At 66.6% G+C, this 18,871-nt stretch carries 17 protein-coding genes and 3 tRNA genes; 14 read left to right on the top strand and 6 right to left on the bottom strand.

Going from position 1 to position 18,871, the window contains the following annotated elements; genetic code table 11:
• Window positions 1–29 precede the first annotated feature (29 nt).
• The gene (locus CXR29_RS02995) at window positions 30–641 is read left to right on the top strand and encodes an IMPACT family protein (RefSeq protein ID WP_127363849.1); all 612 of its coding nucleotides are present in this window, start codon (window positions 30–32) and stop codon (window positions 639–641) included.
• Window positions 642–676: 35 nt separating this feature from the next.
• On the opposite strand, the gene ybaK is transcribed toward CXR29_RS02995, so the two are convergent.
• The gene (gene ybaK / locus CXR29_RS02990; protein ID WP_101546357.1) at window positions 677–1,177 is read right to left on the bottom strand and encodes a Cys-tRNA(Pro) deacylase; all 501 of its coding nucleotides are present in this window, start codon (window positions 1,175–1,177) and stop codon (window positions 677–679) included.
• Between the two features lie 207 nt (window positions 1,178–1,384).
• Complete coding sequence (locus tag CXR29_RS02985; protein ID WP_101596839.1) at window positions 1,385–1,732, bottom strand: metallopeptidase family protein; 348 nt, start codon at window positions 1,730–1,732, stop codon at window positions 1,385–1,387.
• A gap of 168 nt (window positions 1,733–1,900) precedes the next feature.
• On the opposite strand from CXR29_RS02985, the gene CXR29_RS02980 reads away from it, so the two are divergent.
• From CXR29_RS02980 to CXR29_RS02940, 9 genes are all read left to right on the top strand, one after another.
• Window positions 1,901–1,973, top strand: a tRNA-Glu gene (locus CXR29_RS02980).
• Window positions 1,974–2,010: 37 nt separating this feature from the next.
• Window positions 2,011–2,084: transfer RNA gene (locus CXR29_RS02975), tRNA-Asp, on the top strand.
• A 71-nt stretch (window positions 2,085–2,155) separates the two neighbouring features.
• Window positions 2,156–2,228: transfer RNA gene (locus CXR29_RS02970), tRNA-Phe, on the top strand.
• 154 nt (window positions 2,229–2,382) lie between these two features.
• Window positions 2,383–4,332: an acetate--CoA ligase gene (acs, locus tag CXR29_RS02965; RefSeq protein WP_127363848.1), complete on the top strand. Its 1,950-nt coding sequence runs from the start codon at window positions 2,383–2,385 to the stop codon at window positions 4,330–4,332.
• A 149-nt stretch (window positions 4,333–4,481) separates the two neighbouring features.
• A complete protein-coding gene (locus tag CXR29_RS02960; protein WP_127363847.1) occupies window positions 4,482–5,348 on the top strand; it encodes an SDR family oxidoreductase in 867 nt (288 codons plus the stop codon).
• Between the two features lie 76 nt (window positions 5,349–5,424).
• Window positions 5,425–6,408 carry a patatin-like phospholipase family protein gene (locus CXR29_RS02955; protein WP_127363846.1) on the top strand — a complete coding sequence of 328 codons (984 nt, stop codon included), beginning with the start codon at window positions 5,425–5,427 and terminating at the stop codon, window positions 6,406–6,408.
• Window positions 6,409–6,485: 77 nt separating this feature from the next.
• Window positions 6,486–7,001: a hypothetical protein gene (locus tag CXR29_RS17245; protein ID WP_164742764.1), complete on the top strand. Its 516-nt coding sequence runs from the start codon at window positions 6,486–6,488 to the stop codon at window positions 6,999–7,001.
• 64 nt (window positions 7,002–7,065) lie between these two features.
• The gene (locus tag CXR29_RS02945) at window positions 7,066–8,511 is read left to right on the top strand and encodes a sugar porter family MFS transporter (RefSeq protein WP_127363845.1); all 1,446 of its coding nucleotides are present in this window, start codon (window positions 7,066–7,068) and stop codon (window positions 8,509–8,511) included.
• A 9-nt stretch (window positions 8,512–8,520) separates the two neighbouring features.
• Window positions 8,521–8,883, top strand: coding sequence for a universal stress protein (locus tag CXR29_RS02940; protein WP_127363844.1), 363 nt, complete (start codon window positions 8,521–8,523; stop codon window positions 8,881–8,883).
• 1 nt (window position 8,884) lies between these two features.
• Here CXR29_RS02940 and CXR29_RS02935 read toward each other — a convergent pair whose 3' ends face one another.
• The gene (locus tag CXR29_RS02935) at window positions 8,885–9,670 is read right to left on the bottom strand and encodes an isocitrate lyase/PEP mutase family protein (RefSeq protein WP_127363843.1); all 786 of its coding nucleotides are present in this window, start codon (window positions 9,668–9,670) and stop codon (window positions 8,885–8,887) included.
• 103 nt (window positions 9,671–9,773) lie between these two features.
• Here CXR29_RS02935 and mgtE point away from each other — a divergent pair, with 103 nt between their 5' ends.
• Window positions 9,774–11,141, top strand: coding sequence for a magnesium transporter (mgtE, locus tag CXR29_RS02930; RefSeq protein WP_127363842.1), 1,368 nt, complete (start codon window positions 9,774–9,776; stop codon window positions 11,139–11,141).
• A 16-nt stretch (window positions 11,142–11,157) separates the two neighbouring features.
• Here mgtE and CXR29_RS02925 read toward each other — a convergent pair whose 3' ends face one another.
• Both CXR29_RS02925 and CXR29_RS02920 read right to left on the bottom strand, forming a co-directional pair.
• Window positions 11,158–12,945 carry an ABC transporter ATP-binding protein gene (locus CXR29_RS02925; protein WP_127363841.1) on the bottom strand — a complete coding sequence of 596 codons (1,788 nt, stop codon included), beginning with the start codon at window positions 12,943–12,945 and terminating at the stop codon, window positions 11,158–11,160.
• Window positions 12,942–14,696 (bottom strand): ABC transporter transmembrane domain-containing protein, encoded by a 1,755-nt coding sequence (locus CXR29_RS02920; protein ID WP_127363840.1) that lies wholly within the window; start codon window positions 14,694–14,696, stop codon window positions 12,942–12,944. The genes CXR29_RS02925 and CXR29_RS02920 overlap by 4 nt, the downstream gene beginning before the upstream one ends.
• Window positions 14,697–14,784: 88 nt before the next feature.
• On the opposite strand from CXR29_RS02920, the gene CXR29_RS02915 reads away from it, so the two are divergent.
• Complete coding sequence (locus tag CXR29_RS02915) at window positions 14,785–15,669, top strand: oxidoreductase (protein WP_127363839.1); 885 nt, start codon at window positions 14,785–14,787, stop codon at window positions 15,667–15,669.
• 154 nt (window positions 15,670–15,823) lie between these two features.
• Window positions 15,824–16,555 carry an amidohydrolase family protein gene (locus CXR29_RS02910; protein ID WP_127363838.1) on the top strand — a complete coding sequence of 244 codons (732 nt, stop codon included), beginning with the start codon at window positions 15,824–15,826 and terminating at the stop codon, window positions 16,553–16,555.
• A 34-nt stretch (window positions 16,556–16,589) separates the two neighbouring features.
• Here CXR29_RS02910 and CXR29_RS02905 read toward each other — a convergent pair whose 3' ends face one another.
• On the bottom strand, window positions 16,590–17,768 hold the full coding sequence (locus CXR29_RS02905; RefSeq protein WP_127363837.1) for an acyl-CoA dehydrogenase family protein: 1,179 nt from the start codon (window positions 17,766–17,768) through the stop codon (window positions 16,590–16,592).
• Window positions 17,769–17,890: 122 nt separating this feature from the next.
• Between CXR29_RS02905 and CXR29_RS02900 the strand changes: the two genes are divergently transcribed.
• Complete coding sequence (locus tag CXR29_RS02900) at window positions 17,891–18,787, top strand: LysR family transcriptional regulator (protein ID WP_127363836.1); 897 nt, start codon at window positions 17,891–17,893, stop codon at window positions 18,785–18,787.
• Window positions 18,788–18,871 lie beyond the last annotated feature (84 nt).

The following is an 18,871-nucleotide window of genomic DNA, read 5'->3' as shown; positions in this document are numbered from 1 at the left end:
GTAGAACACATTCGACTACAGTGACGAGCATGTCTTACCGGACCATCCTCAGCCCCGTCGAGGCCGAGATCGAGATCAAGAGATCCCGTTTCCTCGCCCGTCTCTCCCCTGCCGCGGATGAGGCCGAGGCGCGGTCCGTCATCGCCGAGGCGCGCGCCGAGCATCCGAAGGCCCGCCACCATTGTTCGGCGTTCGTCCTCGACACCGATTCGCGCACTCAGCGCTTCAGCGACGACGGGGAACCGGCCAGCACCGCGGGCGCTCCGATCCTCGATGTCGTCACCGGCCATGATCTGACCTTCGTCGTCGCCGTCGTCACCCGGTATTTCGGGGGCACCCTGCTGGGCGCGGGCGGGCTCGTGCGCGCTTACGGTCAGGCCACCTCGGCGGCCGTGGAGAGGGCCCGGATCGTCACCCGTCGTGAGCGCGTCCCTGTGTCCGCACACGTCGACTATGCCCAGGCCAACGCCCTGGAGCGGGCGGCCGGGAAGCGGGGGTGGGCGACGAGGGCCGACTACGGCGGTGAGGTCGGACTCGATGTCCTGGTTCCCCTCGCCGAGGTGGCCGATGCCGTGGCGATGTACGCCGACCTCACCGCCGGTCGGGCAGAGCCCGAGGTCGGTGAGGTCGAATGGGTGTGAAGCCGGGGATCGACGCTCGGATCAGCGAGAGCTGATCAGTCGAGCGCGGCGATCTTCGCGACCTGGGCGTTCGTGAGCATGACGAGATCCTCGGGGCGGATCTCGATCTCGAGACCGCGACGGCCGGCCGAGACGAACACTGTCGAATGGTCGAGCGCTGTGCGGTCGACGACGACCGGCACGGCATGGCGCTGTCCGAACGGAGAGACTCCGCCGACGGGGTAGCCGGTGCGACGTTCGGTCTCGGCGACGCCGGACAGCTGGGCCTTCTTCGCTCCGCGCGCGGAGGCCAGGGCCTTGAGGTCGAGCTGACCGGAGACGGGGACGAGCGCGGTCACGGGCTGCCCGTCGACCTGGATCATCAAGGTCTTGAACACCTGGTCGGAGCTGACTCCGAGCTTGTCTGCGGCCTCCGAACCGTAACGGCGGGTGGCGGGGTCGTGGTCGAAGCTGCGCAGGCTGTAGTCGATGCCTGCCAGGTTGAGCACTCGCACGGCCGGGGTCGCCGCGCTGGAAGTCTTGGATGCAACTGTCATAAGGGGGTAGTGCCTCCTGCCCGCAGGTCAACGGGGCCAGGAGGCGCAGCTTTCACGGCTCCGTGTCCCCGCATCGATACGGACGGAATGTTGTATCGGTGCTGATAGGTACCCGCCCACAATAGGCGAAGTAGGCTTTCGGACGCCAATTCCCGTAACGTCAAGTGACTCGCCGGTAAGCCCGTCAGCCCCTTCGGCCGGGGACGCTCACCCCCACCCGAGTTCGTGGAGCCGGTCGTCATCGAGACCGTAGAAATGGGCGATCTCATGGACGATGGTGACGACGATCTCCTTGCGCAGGTGATCGACATCCTCGGCGAAGTCGATGAGGTTGTCTCGATAGATGAAGATATTGTCGGGCATCTCGAACCCAGCGATCCCCCGCTCCCCGATCGGTGTGCCCTCATAGAGGCCGAGCAGGTGCCGGTCGCCGTCCTCCGGCCGGTCCTCGACGAACAGTGCGACATTGTCCAGCTGTTCGGTCACCCCGGTCGGCAGCAGATCCAGGGCTTCGCCGAGGATCGCATCGAACTCCTCTTCACTCAGAGCCTCCATGCCTCCCACTCTAATGGCCCCGATCCCCTCGCCGAGGCGGCCGCACGAAACGTCGAAATGCGCCGTTTCCGCCGTGTGACCGAGGACACCTCTTTTCGTTTTGCATTCCGCGAATCGGGTGGGATAAGCTTAACGTCGTTGCCCACGGGGAATCCGAGGACAACCTGGGCCCCCATCGTCTAGAGGCCTAGGACACCGCCCTTTCACGGCGGCGACACGGGTTCGAATCCCGTTGGGGGTACGGTGTAGGATCGTAAGGTCTTCCATCACAACAGCAAGGCCCTGTGGCGCAGTTGGTTAGCGCGCCGCCCTGTCACGGCGGAGGTCGCGGGTTCGAGTCCCGTCAGGGTCGCGGAGCATAAGGCTCTTCTTCGGAAGAGCCTTTGTTTCTCTCGACATACTTGATGAGTATGTCGGCGGCTCGGCTCTGTAGCTCAGTTGGTAGAGCGTTCGACTGAAAATCGAAAGGTCACCGGATCGACGCCGGTCGGAGCCACAACACGGAAGCCCCGCTTCTCCAGTGAAAACTGGGGAGCGGGGCTTCTTCGCGTCTCCGCGCACCTCTTGAAATCCCAACCGACTGGAGTAGGTTGAAGGTGAGTTCGATGACCCGCCCACGTCGTGGTGGCGCAGGGTGAAAGGAGAGCACGATGACGAACAATCCGACGATTCAGGAACTCAGCCACGAGGACAGGACCTTCCCACCCCCAGCGGACTTCGCCGCCGCAGCCAATGCCCAAGCTGTCGAATACGAAAAGGCGGCCGCCGACCGCATCGGCTATTGGGAAGAACAGGCACAGCGCATCAGCTGGGAGACTCCCTTCGACACGGTCCTCGACTGGTCGGAGAAGCCCTTTGCGAAGTGGTTCGTGGGCGGACGGCTCAATGCCGCATACAACTGCGTCGATCGCCATGTCGAGAACGGCCTCGGCGATCGCGTGGCCTACTACTTCGAAGGCGAATCCGGAGACACCCGCACCATCACGTACTCCGATCTTCTGCGCGAGGTCTCGAAGGCCGCGAATGCGCTCACCGAACTCGGAGTCAAGACCGGCGACCGCGTTGCGATCTACATGCCGATGATCCCGGAGACGGTGTTCGCCATGCTCGCATGCGCCCGCCTCGGCGCCCCGCACACGGTCATCTTCGGCGGCTTCTCCGCCTCGGCGATCGCCGATCGCGTCAAGGACTGCGGAGTCGAGTTCGTCATCACCGCCGACGGCGGCTATCGCAAGGGCAAGCCCTCGGGTCTCAAATCCGTCGTCGACGAGGCGATGGACGACTGCCCCGAGGTGCGCAATGTCCTCGTCGTCCGCCGCACCGGCCAGGACGTGGACTGGAATGACGACCGTGATCTGTGGTGGCACGAGGTCGTCGATCGACAGTCGGAGACCCACACCGCGGAGGCCTTCGATGCCGAGCATCCGCTCTACATCATGTATTCCTCGGGTACGACCGGAAAGCCCAAGGGCATCATGCACACCACCGGCGGCTACCTCGTCGGGACCTCGTTCACGCATTGGGCGGTCTTCGACATCAAACCGGAGACGGACGTCTATTGGACGGCCGCTGACATCGGCTGGGTGACCGGCCATTCGTACATCGTCTACGGGCCGCTGGCCAATGGGGCCACCTCGGTGCTCTATGAGGGAACCCCGGACACCCCGCACCGGGGACGGTGGTGGGAGATCGTCCAGAAGTACAAGGTCTCCATCCTCTACTGCGCGCCCACGGCCATCCGGTCGTTCATGAAATGGGGCCGCGACATCCCCGCCCAGTACGACCTGTCCAGCCTGCGGCTGCTCGGCAGTGTCGGTGAGCCGATCAACCCCGAAGCATGGATGTGGTACCGCGAGCACATCGGCGGGAACCGCTGCCCCGTCGTCGACACCTGGTGGCAGACGGAGAACGGCAGCATCCTCATCAGTCCCCTGCCGGGCGTGACCGAGACGAAGCCGGGTTCGGCGATGCGCCCGCTGCCCGGCATCGTCGCCGACGTCTACGACGATGAGGGCAATTCGGTCGAACCCGGAAACGGCGGCTACCTCGTCATCAAGGAGCCGTGGCCGTCGATGCTGCGGACCCTGTGGGGCGATGAGGAACGGTTCAAGAAGACCTACTGGTCGCAGTACCCGGACGTGTACTTCGCCGGGGACGGGGCGAAGATCGACCGCGACGGCGACTTCTGGGTCCTCGGCCGCGTCGACGACGTCCTCAACGTCTCCGGGCACCGGATGTCGACCGCGGAGATCGAGTCCGCCCTCGTCGCTCATCCGAAGGTCGCCGAGGCGGCCGTGGTCGGGGCGAGAGACGAGATGACCGGTCAGGCGATCGAGGCATTCGTCATCCTCAGGGAGAGCGCGGACGACGGCGGGGACGATGTCGTGGGTGAGCTGCGAGGTCATGTGCGGTCCTCGATCGGCCCGATCGCGACTCCGCGCTCGATCATGATCGTGCCCGATCTGCCGAAGACCCGGTCGGGCAAGATCATGCGTCGACTGCTCAAGGACGTGGCCGAGAATCGCGAGGTCGGCGATGTCACGACTCTCGCGGACTCCTCGGTGATGGACCTCATCCAGAAGGGGATGAAGGAGAGCTGACCTCCCCGGGCGACCGGCGATTGACGAACCCGCCCTTGTGTGACCTACAGCACACTGATGTACTGTTGAGTAACATCTCGCGGGACCCGCTTGGGCGGGTTCGCTTCGAGACCGACGGCACTGACACCCAACTGCAAGGACGCATTGACATGACGCTTGGAACGACGATCGCCGGCAGCCGCATCCTCATCACAGGGGCCGGAAGCGGAATCGGTCGGCTCATGGCTCTCGAAGCCGCTGACCGCGGAGCCGCCGAAGTCATCATCTGGGACCTCTCGACTGAAAGCGGTGAGGCTGTCCGCCAGGAGATCGAGGCCAAGGGTTTTCGCGCCCGCGCCTACTCCGTCAATGTCGGAGACTCCACTCAGGTCGCGTCCACCGCTCAGGACGTCGGCGATATCGACATCCTCGTCAACTGCGCCGGTGTCGTCACCGGCAAGAAGCTCCTCGACGCCGACGAGGCCGCGATCCGACGCACCTTCGACGTCAACACGCTGGCCCTGTACTGGACGACGAAGGCGTTCCTGCCCGGAATTCGGGCACGCAACCACGGCTCGATCGTCACCATCGCCAGCGCTGCCGGACTGACCGGCGTGGCCAAACAGACCGACTATTCGGCGAGCAAATGGGCCGCTGTCGGCTTCACCGAGTCGCTGCGCGGCGAGCTGCGCACAGAAGGCAGTCGAGTCAACACCCTCGTCGTCTGCCCGTTCTACATCAACACGGGGATGTTCGCCGGCGTCCAGACGAAGTTCCCCCGCCTGCTGCCGATCCTCGAAGAGAACAACGTGTCCACTCAGGTCATCGACTCGATCGAATCCGGTCGTGAGCAGCTGGTCATGCCCTCACTCGTGCGCCTGGTTCCGGGTGTCCGCCTCCTGCCGACCCGCGCGTTCGACGCAGTGATGGACCTCCTCGGCGTCAACCAGACCATGGACCACTTCACCGGCCGAACCGGCGGAGACAGCCCCCGCAGCCGTCGTGCGGCACGCAGGCGCCAGCCGGCAGGAGTCTGACTCAGGCTCTGGTGTCCCTGCTTCTCCCGCGTTCCGGGTCCACAATGGAATCAGGGAACCACGGGAAGGAGTTGGCATGGCGATGACCGATCTCGTCCTCGAGGGCGGCGGGGCGAAGCTGCCGGGCCTGGTCGGCGCGGTCGAGTCCCTCGCCGACGCAGGCTACGACTTCCACCGGATCGCCGGCGCCTCGGCCGGAGCCATCGTCGGTGCGCTGACCGCGGCGGGGATCGCCCCGCAGACGCTTGAGCAGAAGGTCCTCGAACAGGGTTTCACCGAGTTCGAGGACCTTCCTCCTGTCTTCCACCTCGTCCCCTGGCTGGGGCGAGTACAGGGACTGCTGCTGCACAAGGGAATGTATGTGGGAGAGGCGCTCCATGACTTCCTCGCCTCGGCATTGGCCGATCAGGGGGTGCGCACGTGGGGTGACCTCAAACTCGACGATCCGGGCAGCGCGATCCCACCTGAGCGGTCATATCGGCTCGTCGTCATCGTCTCCGATGTCTCCCGCGGCCGCATGCTCCGCCTGCCCTGGGACTACGAAGAGGCCCTCGGTGTCGATGCGGACAGCCAGTCCGTCGCCGAGGCGGTGTGCGCCTCAGCGGCCAGTCCGTTCTTCTTCCGTCCGCGGGCCCTGCCTGCCCGGCCGGACATCGCCGGTGGAGACTCCGTGCTCGGCGCGGACGGCGGACTGCTCTCGAACTTCCCCGTCGACGTCTTCGACCGCAAAGACGCAAAGCCTGCACGGTGGCCGACCTTCGGTGTGATGCTCTCGGCCCGGCGGACAGCGGCCGCGGAATGGCGGCCCAACGCGACGACGTACCAATACGCGAAGTCCGTGCTGTCGACGATGATCAATGCCCACGACCGGCGGCACATCGATGACCCCTCGGTGACCGAGAGGACGGTGTTCGTCGACACCACCGGACACAGCAGCACGGACTTCGCCCTCACTGACGATGACAAGCTCGACCTCATCTCGTCGGGCCGAATGGCCGGAGAGAAGTTTCCGGCCCAGTGGGACTGGCAGGAGTGGAAGGACCGTTTTGACCGGAAATGATCCTGACCCCCATGGCCTGCGACCGAACGACGTGTCAGAATGAGGGCCCGACCCTGATTGCGAGTGAAGGAGAGATCATGAGCGAGTTCGACGCGGATGCAGCAGACCGGCTGGAAGACGACCCCATCCTCGATGATCCCGAACTCGACGAACCGACGGCCGATGAGTTGGATGATCCCGAACTCAGCGCCGCCGAGGCCGAGGCCGAGGCCGACCAGGTCGACGCCGACTCCGACATCGGTTCAGACATCGATGACGAACCCGCCGAAGCCCCCGTCGAACCCGGTGCGGAGGGGCCCGAAGGGACCGGCATCGAAGGCGCCGACGATGTGCTCGTCGACGAAGCCGGCTGGGAAGACGAGAACGAGGCCCCCGACCTCTCGGACGAGTTCAACACCGATCAGTCGCCCGCAGCGGAACAGGGAAACCGCGTCGGCGACGAGATGGTCTCCGACGGCGATGACGACTTCGAGGTCGCCGAGCTCGACGGGGATGACCTCGATGTCGATGCCCTGGCCGATGACGGGACCGAGCAGGTCTCGGTCATCGACGGCATGCCCGAAGTCATCGATAACTCGTATCAGGAGGACTGAGCTCCACCCCCTCCGCCTGCGGCAGGCTCCCATGTGTCAGGACTGAAGGGGAAAGGAGCCGCCAATGCCACCCGGATCCCCGCGCCGGCGATCGACGTCCACCGCGAGCACGAACTTCGAACTCCCCCACGTCGGCACAGGTCGCCCCGTCCATCGCCTCGGTGTCATCGCCACGGTCGCCACCTTCGGCGGTCTGCTCTTCGGCTATGACACCGGAGTCGTCAACGGAGCCCTCGAGCCTCTGAGCGAGGACTTCGGCCTGACCGCGCTGAGCGAAGGCCTCGTCGTCGCCTCCCTCATGGTCGGTGCCGCCTTCGGAGCGGTCTTCGGCGGTCGTGTCGCTGATGCCTGGGGTCGTCGCAAGACGATCCTGGCCCTGGCCGGAGTCTTCATCCTCGGCACTCTCGGCTGTGTGCTCGCGCCCGCTGCCGCGTTCCTCATCGGCGCCCGCTTCGTCCTCGGACTCGCCGTCGGCGGCGCCTCCGCGACAGTGCCGGTCTACCTCGGTGAGATTGCTCCGTCGGAGAAGCGCGGCAGCTACGTCACCCGCAACGAGGCGATGATCGTCGGCGGACAGCTCGCCGCCTTCATCATCAACGCCGCGATCTTCAACTTCTTCGGACACATCGACTCGATCTGGCGCTGGATGCTGCTCGTGGCCCTGGCACCTGCGATCGCCCTCCTCGTGGGCATGATCTTCCAGCCCGAGAGCCCGCGCTGGCTGATCTCGCAGGGACGCGCCGAGGAAGCACTGGCCGTGCTCAAGCAGGTCCGCTCCCCCGAACGCGCCGAGGCCGAGATCGCCGAGGTCACCCACCTCACCGCCGAGGATGCGAAGGAAGCCACAGGCGGACTCTCCGACCTCGGCACTCGGTGGGTGCTGCGTCTGGTCCTCATCGGCGCCGGACTCGGCTTCTTCCAGCAACTGACCGGAATCAACTCGGTCATGTACTACGGCACTCAGCTGCTCACGAGCGCGCGCCTGGATTCCGGTGTCGCAATCATCGGCAACATCGCCAACGGCGTCTTCTCACTCGCCGGCATCACCTTGGGCATGTACCTGCTCAACAAGCTGCCGCGCAGGGTCATGTTCCTCACCGGCTACGCCCTCATCGCAGTCTTCCACACACTCATTGCGCTGACCGCGGTCATCGTTCCGCCCGGACCGGCACAGGCCTGGACGGTGCTCGCCTTCCTCGTCCTCTTCGTCTTCTCCATGCAGGGAACGGTCGGCCCGCTGACGTGGCTGATGCTCTCCGAGATCTTCCCGATGAAGATCCGGAGCTTCGCGATGGGCATCAGCGTGTTCGTGCTGTGGATCATGAACGCTATCGTCGCGCAGTTCTTCCCGCCGCTCATCGAGGCCATGGGCATGACGGCGACCTTCGGCATGTTCGCCGGCATCGCCGTGATCGCCTTCGTCTTCCTGGCGCTGATGCTGCCGGAGACGAAGGACAAGGACCTCGCGGAGTTCGAACGCGAGTTCAAAGCCGAGTACGGACGCAGATAAGGAGCCTCCATGTCAGTCGCCGTCGCCGCCACCGACAGTCCCGAAGGCCGTCGGGCACTCGAATCGGCCATCGCCGAGGCGCAGAACCTCGGCACCGGGCTGCTGCTCATCAACCTCACCCTCCACGATTTCGTCGCCGACGAGATCCCCTCCGGGCTTGAGGTCACCGTCATCAACCGGTCCGGACGCGGGGATCGCGACCCGGTCACCGCCGTCATCGACGAACTGGGCGATCACCCGGAAGTCGACCGGCTCGTCCTCGGTGTCCGTGCCCGGTCGCGCGTTGGCAAGGTGATCCTCGGGTCGGTCGCGCAGCGCCTCATCCTGCGCTCCCCCGTCCCCGTGCTCACCGTCCGGCAGGACGGACGCTGACTCAGCCCAGTTCGGTGAAGGCCCGGTACGACAGCACGTTCGCCGTCTGCGCAGGGCAGTCGCCGGCGAGGATCTGCAGTGAACTCAGCGCCTCCGACATCGCCGCGCGATAGAGCAGCGATCCGGTGCTGATCCGGGCCACTCCCGCCTCGGCGAGGCTGGAACGCGAATACCGCGCGCTGGCCAGCACATTCACCGGAACCCGGCTGCGTGCGGTGATCGTCTCGATCGTCTCGAGGTCGAGGTTGCCGGGGACGAAGATCCCGTCGGCACCCGCATCGGCATAGGCGTCGATGCGGCTGGTGACCTCGCCGAGGTTGTCCTGGCCGATCCAGAACGTGTCGATCCGGGCGTTGACGAACAGGGCGGGGAACGCCTCCTTGATCGCCGTCACCTTCGCAGCGAGGACCGAAGGTTCGCTCATCCGGCCCTGTCGCGAGTCCTGGATGTTGATGCCGTCGACGATGAGCCCGGCCGCGGGGTCGGCGGCGAATGTCTCATGCACGGAGTCGACGACGGATTCGGGGCCGTCTCCATAGCCGTCTTCGAAATCGCAGGTCAGCGGCAGGTCCGGCAGCGTCCGTCGCAGGTCGGCGGCAAGATCCGCGGTTGCGGTCAGGGTTTCGCGATCCTCATCGGCGGCGCCGATGCCGGCGGCCACACCAAGACTCGTGGAGCCGACGGCCGGGTGCCCCGCCTCGGCGAAGAGCCGTGCGCTGGCCACGTCCCAGGCGCAGGGCAGGATGAACGGGTCGCCGGGGACGTGCAGTTCGCTGAAGGATTTCATGGCTCCATCGTAGGGCTGCGCGCTTCACGGCGTGGCCCGCTCCCGCCTCGTGCATGGCCTAGGCTTGAGGGCGGGAGTTTCCGTCCGAGGTGAGGGGGCATGCGTGGCCGATACGACAGAGGGCACCGAGGCGGCCGACCGACTCGAATCCGCACTCACCGGCAGGATCGATCCCGGTACTCTCGACGAGATCGCCGGTCTCGCCCGGCAGGTCCCGCGTGCCGAGATCGGACGCCTCGTCCATACCTCGACCCCGCTGCAGTCGGCGATGCTCTTCCGCGTGCTGACGAAGGAGGAGGCTCTCGATGTCTTCGAGGACCTGCCTCCGGCCTACCAGGCCGAACTCATCGGCAATCTCCGCGAACCCGAGGTCGCCGATATCGTCGAGGGCCTCGACCCCGATGATCGCGCCGAACTGTTCGGCGAACTGCCCGCGAGCGTGGCCAGCCGCCTGATGAAGGGGTTGACCCCGGACGAGCGAGAGATGACCTCGGCGGTGCTGGGCTACCCGAAGTCCGCGATCGGTCGGTACATGTCTCCGGAGGTGCTCGGCATCCACGAGGATTGGACGGCGGCCCAGGCGATGGAGGTCGTCCGCGCCCGCATCGACGGACCCGAGACCGTCTACCTGCTGCCTGTCGTCGGTCCCGGCAGGGTGCTGCGGGGAGTGGTGTCGCTGCGCAACCTGCTGGCCGCCGATGAGGACACGATCATCGGAGACATGGTGCGTGATTCGCTGAGCACCCATGCGCTGACCGACCGTGAGGTGGCCTCGCGTGAGTTCCTCTCCCACCGGCTCATTGCGATGCCGGTGACCGATGAGGAGGAACGGCTCGTCGGCATCCTCACCATGGATGACGTCCTCGACATCGTTGACGAGGAGGACGCGGAGGACCTCGCCCGCGGTTCCGGTACGGAGCCGCTGGATCGCTCCTATCTGTCTTCGACCATCATCCGGCTGGTCAAGAGCCGCATCGTGTGGCTGCTCGTCCTCGCCGTGTCCGCGATCCTCACCGTGCAAGTCCTCGAAGTCTATGAGAACCGTCTCGATCAGGTCGTCGTCCTCGCCCTCTTCATTCCGCTGCTCACCGGCACGGGCGGCAACACCGGCAACCAGGCGGCCACGACCGTCACCCGTGCCCTGGCCGTCGGTGAGGTGCGGGTCCGTGATCTCGGGCGCGTGATCTGGAGAGAGCTGCGGGTGGGCGCGGTGCTCGGTTCCGTGCTCGGCACACTGGGCTTCATCATCGCCGGGCTCGTCTACGGCTGGGCGGTCGGACTGGTCATCGGCCTGACCCTGCTGTCGGTGTGCATCATGGCCGCGACGGTGGGCGGTCTGATGCCGATCATCGCGAAGAAGGTCGGGGCGGATCCGGCGGTGTTCTCCAACCCGTTCATCTCGACATTCTGCGATGCCACGGGCCTCATCATCTACTTCACGATCGCCACGACGGTGCTCGGCCTGAGCTGATCGGGTTCGGGCTGCCTCAGCCCGACCATGCCTCCCACAGCTCGGCGTACCGTCCGCCGGCGGCGACGAGTTCGGCATGAGTGCCTTCCTCGACGACGCGTCCGTGCTCCATGACGAGGATCCGGTCGGCTTTCTCCGCTTGGCTGAGCCGGTGGGCGACGATGAGCGCGCCACGGCCGGCAAGGGCCGCCTCGGCGGAGGATTCGAGGACATGGGCTCCAGCCGATCCCGCCTCGGCGGTGGCTTCGTCGAGGATCGCGAAGTCCGGGTCGGCCAGCACCAGGCGGGCCAGGGCGATCGTCTGCTCCTGGACCGCGGACAAGCGGACCCCTCCCTCCCCGATCTGCGTGTCGAGGCCGTTCGGCAGGGAGGTCGCCCACCCGGCGCCGACCACGTCCAGGGCAGTGCGCACATCGTCGGCGGTCGCATCCGGACGCGGCAGGGCGACATTGTCATGCAGGCTGCCGGAGAACGTGTGGACCTCCTGCGCGACCATGGCGATATGTCGGCGCAGCGTGGTTTCGTCCATCGCACCCACGTCCACCCCGCTCGCCGGGGCGGTCCCGCCGTTCATGAGACGTGCCCGTCCGTGAGCGGGTGCGGACAGTCCCGCGGCGATCTTCGCCAGCGTCGTCTTCCCGGCACCGGTGGTGCCGACGACGGCGATGTGCTCACCCGGCGCGATGCTCAGGTTCACCCCGCGCAGCACGTGATTGTCCGTATCCAAGTCCGTGTCGTAGGAGAACCACAGATCCTCGAGCACAAGGCTCGGGGCGGCAGGCGCGGTCCGGGTCGATCGCCTCGGCGCGGTGGCGGCCTCGTCGATGACTCCGACCATCCGGGTCAGGGAGGCACCGGCCGATTGGACCTGGTCGAAGAGTCCGACGAGGGCGCCGATGGGGTTGAAGAGACGGTGGAAGACCAGAGCCGCCGTAGTCACGGCGCCGGCGGTGGACTCGCCGAACCAGACGAGGGCGAAGCCGGCGACCAGGAGCAGGGAGAGGACGACCGCCTCGGCGCGGTTGTTGCGGCCGAAGGCGCGGGTGACGAACCGGAAGACGTCGATCGACAGGTCGCGGGCATGCGCGGAGGCGGAGTCGATGCGTCGCATCTCCCCTGCCTCGGCACGATAGGTACGCAGGGTAGCGCTGCCTGTGAGCCCGCCGAGCAGGCGCCCGGCACGCCGTCCGAAGGCGGCGCGTTCCTCCTTGTAGATGGGTTCCGACCGGGGCAGATACCAGCGCAGGGTGAGCCAGTACATCGGCACGGCGACGAGCCCGACCAGCCCGAGACGCCAGTCGATGGCGGCCAGACCTGCGGCGGAGACGATGACGACGAGGAGGGATTCGACGACGAGCGGCAGCACTTGGCCGGCGGCCTCGCCGATCTTGCGGGAGTCGTCGGCGACGCGGGAGATGAGGTCGCCGGTGCCGGTGCGTTCGATCCGCTGGGACTCGAGTGTCAGGGCTGAGTTGACGACTTCGGTGCGCAGTTCGGCGACGACGGGCATCGCGATGCGGGCGAGCGCCCACGCACCGATCCACGTGCCCGCGGCCATGACGATGCCGGCGATCGCGACGGCGACGGCGCAGGCCCACACGAGTTCGGGACCGGCTCCGGCGGGGAGTTCGTCGACGAGACGGCCGATCGCCCATGGCCCGACGAGCCCTGCCCCGGCATTGGCCAGTCCCGCGACGACGAGGATGACGATCCAGCCGGCTCGGCGGCACAACAGCGGGGCCAGGTGGGCGAAGGAGCGACGCCGCGAGGCGATCGTCAGGGTGGTGTGCGTCGGTGCCGTCATCGGGTCACCGCATCTCTGTAGGCCTCGGCGCTGTCGGTGTCTGTCTCGAGGAGATCGGCATGGCGGCCGAGGAGCAGCGGGCCTGACGTGGGGCGATAGACGACGGTGTCGGCGGCTGCGAGGAAAGCCGGGGATGAGGTGAGGATGATCGTGGCCTGGTCTCCTCTCCTGCTGCGCAGTCGGCTGAGCCCGTGAGCAATCCTCGCTTCGGTGACCGCGTCGACGGCGGTGGTGGGTTCGGCGAGGACGAGGATCTGCGGGTCGGCGTTCAGGGCTCGAGCCAGGGCGACGCGCTGCCGCTGGCCGCCCGAGAGGTTCCCGCCGAGTTCCTGGATCCGGCAGCCGAGTCCCCCATCGACGAGGTCGAGCAGCTCGTCGACTCCCGAGGCGGTGAGCACCTCGGCCGAGATCGGCGAGTGGTCGGCTGTGTCTGTGCGGTCGTCGGTGTTTGCACTGTCGTCGGCGACGACCATCGTGATGTTCGATCCGATGGTGCCTTCGAACAGATCGACGTCGTGGGGTGCGACGAGCATCCGGGCGGGGCCGAGGCTCCGGGCGTGGGAGGTCAGCTCAGCCAGCAGCCTCGCTGCGTCCTCGGCGTCGTCGGAGACGATGCAGGTCAGTGTGCCGCCGCCGGTGGTGAGTTCGCCGGATTCCGTAGTTGCCGGCCATCCGGTGATGGTGATCCCGGTTTCGGTGGTGGTGACGCTCGGGCGGTTGTCGGCGGTGATACGGGTGGTGGGGGCCGCCTCGGTGATGGTGTCCGTTCCATCGCGGGCGTCGTCCGGAGCGTCAATGTCGCCGAGCAGGCGGACGATCCGTTCGGCGGCGCCGTGGGATTGGGCGAAGAGGCCGACGATCTCGGCGAGTGCGCGCATGGGTTCGGTGAGGAAGGCGGTCATGCCGAGGATGCCGATCAGCGCCCCGACGCTCATCTGGCCGTCGATGAGACGCAGCCCCGCGACGATGAGGACGATCGCCAGCACCGCGGACATGACGAGCGCACCGAGACCGGCCAGGCGACCGGTCCTCTCACCTGTGGCGATGCCGGCTTCGGCGGCCGCATCGGAGGTGGCGCGGTAACGACGCACCGCCCACGGCTCCCCTCCCATCGCCTTGACCACGCGCAGTCCGTGCATGAGGTCGGACGCCGAGCGTCCCGCGGAGGCGACGGCGTCGAGCTGAGCGGTGGCCTTCGCGGACACTGAGCGGCCGGGCAGAGCGACGATGATGAGTCCGATGGGCACGGCGACGAGGACGACGAGTCCGGTCACGGGGTCGGCGATGAGCAGGAAGACCGCCGCGGTGATCATGCCCAGCACCGAGGCGATGCCGCGGCCGGCCTGCTGGAAGGACGTGGCAGCGGTGTCGGCATCGGCGGAGGCGATCGAGAGCACCTCCCCCGATGTCCGGTCGGGTGGCAGGTGTGATGCGGTCAGTGCCGCGTGCGTGATCTCGACGCGCAGGGCGTGGGCTTCGTGCTCACGGGCGGCATTGCACAGTCGAGCGCCGAAGCGGTAGCCGAGGCTGAGCACGGTGAACAGTGCGGCGAGGCCGAGGATCCCGACGATGAGAGCCGGGATCGACAGCGGGATGATCGCGCGGTCGACGATGATTCCGATCGCCACCGGCACGAGTGCTTCGCAGACCTGCCACAGCGACAGGGTCACGGCTCCCAGCAGCAGCGGACGGATGCGCCGACGGGCGGCTCGGCGCAGCAGCTGCGCACCGGTTTCAGGGATCTTCGGCACGAAGGCTACCCTAACATCGGCGTGTCGGTGGCGCGGTGGCGGCTCGGTTGGACAGCTGACTGCCAGGGCAGAAACCTAGGATGACTCCATGACTTCTCCGATCGACTTCGGCATTCCCGACCTCACCGGGCGTACGGCCCTCATCACCGGCGCGAACAGCGGACTCGGCCGGGTCACTGCCCGGGTTCTGGCCGGTCGAGGAGCTCATGTCGTCCTGGCCGTGCGCCACCGTGCGAAGGGTGAGGCCGCTGCAGCGACGATGCCGGGCAGCACGGAGGTACGCGACCTCGACCTCGCCGACCTGTCCTCGGTACGCGATTTCGCGGCGGACTTCACCGAACCGGTCGATCTCCTCATCAACAATGCGGGGATCATGATCCCGCCCCTGTACAGGACCGTCGACGGGTTCGAATCGCAGTTCGGGACGAACCACCTCGGCCATTTCGCCTTGACGAATCTGCTGCTTCCGCAGGTGCGTGAGCGCATCGTCACCGTCTCTTCCATCGCCCACCGCTTCGGCATGATCGATTTCGACGACCTTCAGTGGGAGAGGCGACCGTATCGGCCGATGGCCGCCTATGGTCAGTCGAAGCTGGCGAACCTGCTCTTCACCGCTGAACTCCAACGCCGACTGGAGGAGAGCTCGTCACCGGTCACGGCGGTCGCTGCGCATCCGGGGTATGCGGCGACGAACCTCTTCGGCTCCGATGACGAGCACCGTCTGAGTGACAGAATCAACCGGACGTTCACCCGCGTTTTCGCGCAGCGCGAGCAGGACGGAGCACGGCCGATCCTCTGTGCCGCTGTCGCCGATCTGCCCGGCGGCAGCTATATCGGCCCGACAGGTCCGTTCGAGACCCGCGGAAAGCCTGGGTTCGCATCCCGTTCGACGAAGTCCACCGACACCGAGGTGGCCCGCCGACTGTGGGCGGTGTCCGAAGAGCTGACCGGGGTCACGTTCCCGGAACTGTGAGGACTGCAGATGTCTGTGGTGACTAGGGTGGGTCGTCGATCTCGGGACGCATCCGGACTCGTTTGTCGACGATCTCCGGTCCAACCGCGGAATCCCGGGGATCGTCAGCGCCGGATCGGCCGCCTCGGCGCCGGGGAGCTCACAGATCGAGGTGATGGGATTCCCTGTCGAATCCGGTGTCACCGGGCCCGACGATGCCGGCCGGTTCCTCGCCTGGCGGGAGGCCGGCGGAGCCGATCTCATCAAGATCATCATCGAGGACCCGGACGCCACCGAGGTGCCCGCCCTCGATATTCCGACGTTGCGGGCGCTCGTCGACGGAGCCCGCGGCCGGGGGCTGCTCACCGTCGCCCATGCGGTCACTCCGGGGGCGTTCGATCGCGGCCTCGAGGCCGGTGTCGATGTACTCACGCATGTCCCTTTCGGGGCACGACTGAGCGAGGCGACGATCTCTCGGATCGTCGAGACGGGCACCATCGTCTCACCCACTTTGGTGATGATGCGTGCGATTGCCGATGCCCGCCTCGGCGAGAACGCCGATTCCGCGTTCGCTCTCGCCCTGTCGAATGTGCGCGCCCTGCATGCAGCGGGGGTGCGGATCATTGCGGGCACCGATGCGAACGAGACGCCATTCGCGCCCGTGCCCCACGGGGCGTCGCTGCACGATGAGCTCGGCTATCTGATCGACGCCGGGATGACTGCCGCCGAGGCGGTCCGGTCGGCCACCTCGGGCGCAGCCGATGCGCTCGGGCTGAGTGACCGGGGGCGGATCGTCGAAGGCGGCCGTGCGGATCTGCTGGTCATCGGGACCGATCCGCTGGCTGAGCTGGACGGTCTGCGCACCCCCGCCGAGGTGTGGGTCGGCGGGGTGCAGGTCAGCAGCTGACCTGGGGTACCGGCCGACCGTGGCTCGGATCAGCTCACCGGAAGGCCTGCTGGCCGGTGATGTGGCGGCCGAGGATGAGGGTGTGGACCTCGTCGGTGCCCTCGTAGGTGCGCACGGATTCGAGGTTGTTCGCGTGCCGCAGCGGTGAGTATTCGAGGGTGATGCCGTTGCCGCCGAGCATCGTCCGGGCCTCCCGGCAGATGGCGATGGCTTCGCGGCAGTTGTTCAGCTTGCCGACGGAGATCTGCACGGGATCGAGAGTCCCGGCGTCTTTAAGTCGTCCTGTCTGGATGGCCAGGAGGGTGCCCTTCTGGATCTCGAGGGCCATGTTCACCAGCTTCTCCTGAGTGAGCTGATAGGCGGTGAGCGGCTTGTCGAACTGGAGACGGTTCTGTGCGTAGTCGAGAGCGACTTCGAAGGAGTCGCGGGCGGCGCCCATGGCGCCCCACATGATTCCGTACCGGGCCTCATTGAGGCAGGAGAACGGACCCTTCAGTCCCGTGACCTCGGGCAGGACCGCCTCGGCGGGCAATTTCACGTCTTCCAGGTCGATATCGCACTGGATGGAGGCCCGCATCGACAGCTTCTGCGTGATCGGGGTGGCGGTGAATCCGGGGATGTCGGTGGGCACGAGAAAGCCGCGGATGCCGTCGTCGGTGGCGGCCCAGATGACCGCGATATCGGCGATCGAGGCCAGACCGATCCAGCGCTTGGCACCGTTGAGAGTCCAGGAGCCATCGGAGTTGCGAGCAGCGGTGGTGGCCATCGAGGCGGGATCGGATCCGGCGGTGGGTTCGGTCAGTCCGAAGCAGCCGATGATCTCGCCGGCGGCCATTCCGGGCAGGTAACGGTTCTTCTGCTCCTCGGAGCCGAATTTGTGGATGGCCGACATCGCCAGCGACCCCTGGACGGAGACGAAGGTGCGCAGTCCCGAATCGCCGGCTTCGAGTTCGAGTGCGGCGAGACCGTATTCGACGGCGGAGCGTCCAGGGCACCCGTAGCCCTGCAGGTGCATGCCGAGGAGTCCGAGTTCGCCCATCTCAGCCACGATCTCGGTCGGGAAGACCGCGCCTTCGTACCACTCGGCGATGTTCGGGCGGATCCGCTTGTCGACGAAGGTCCGGACCTTCTCGCGCAGCGCCAGCTCGTCGTCGGTGAGGAGTCCGGCGAGGTCGAGGAGGTCGGAAGGGTCGCTGATGGTGTCGGTGGTCATGGGTGTCTCCTATGGGCTTGAGTTCGTCTTCAACAGTGCCACCGGAACTACTCAGAGTCCAAGAGGTAATATCATGGTGATTAAGCGTAAATTCTTATCAATCTGGGCAACGGGAGTATGACATGGAGTTCAGGCAGGTCACAGCGTTCGTCGCCGTCGCCGAGGAGCTGCATTTCGGGCGGGCCGCGGAGCGCCTGCACATCGCGCAGCCCGCGCTCAGCCAGATGATCCGCGCGCTCGAGAAGGACCTCGACGTCGATCTGTTCGAGCGGACGACGCGGCGGGTCCGACTGACGCCGGCAGGCGAGGCGCTGCTCGAACCCGCTGCCGCGATCGGGACTCAGGTGGACGGTGCCCGGCGCATCGCCCGGGCCGCACAGCAGGGCCTGGCGGGCCGGGTGCGCATCGGATTCGGCGGCACGAGCGGCTACTCCATCCTCTCCCAACTGGCCCGCGAGGTCGGCGAACGGCACCCGGGCATCAGCCTCGACCTGCAGCCACAGATGTACTGCGGGGAAGCCGCGATCGCGCTGCGCGACGGGGAGACCGATCTCGCGATCATCAGTCCACCGGTGCCGGCCGGTGTCGAGGTCCACGTCATCCGGCAGGAGAGCGTGATGATCGCCATGCCCTCGGCACACGAGCTGGCCGAGCGTGAGTCGGTGAGCATGGGTGAGCTCGCCGGTCAGCCGTTCATCTCCTATGCCCCATCGCACGGGTCTCAGGTCAGAGAGGTGATGATGCGGCTGGCCGATGACGCCGGATTCCTACCCCCGGTCGTCCAGGAAGCACCGGATCCCTACAGTCTTCTGGCTCTCGTCGGCGCGCAGGTCGGGATGGCCGTCGTCGTCGAGTCCTCGGATCACATCCGCATCGACGGAGTGCGCTATGTCCGCCTCGACGAAGGCGGGGATTCCTTCACTCTCGCCCTCGGCTGGCGCCGGAACAACCCCTCCGAGGCGCTGGCGAGGGTACTCGACATCGTCCGCGAACTCTTCCCCTCCCCTATTGCTACCTGACGGCGGCCCAGCAACCTCGCGCGAGGTTGCTGGGCCGCCGTCGGGTAGTTCGGGGAGCGCGAAGTTGGTGCGGAATGAGTGAGA

This window comes from Brevibacterium linens (assembly GCF_003999335.1).
Lineage (GTDB): Bacteria > Actinomycetota > Actinomycetes > Actinomycetales > Brevibacteriaceae > Brevibacterium > Brevibacterium linens.
Note: the sequence above shows the minus strand (reverse complement) of the source record. Positions and strands in the feature narration are given on the sequence as shown.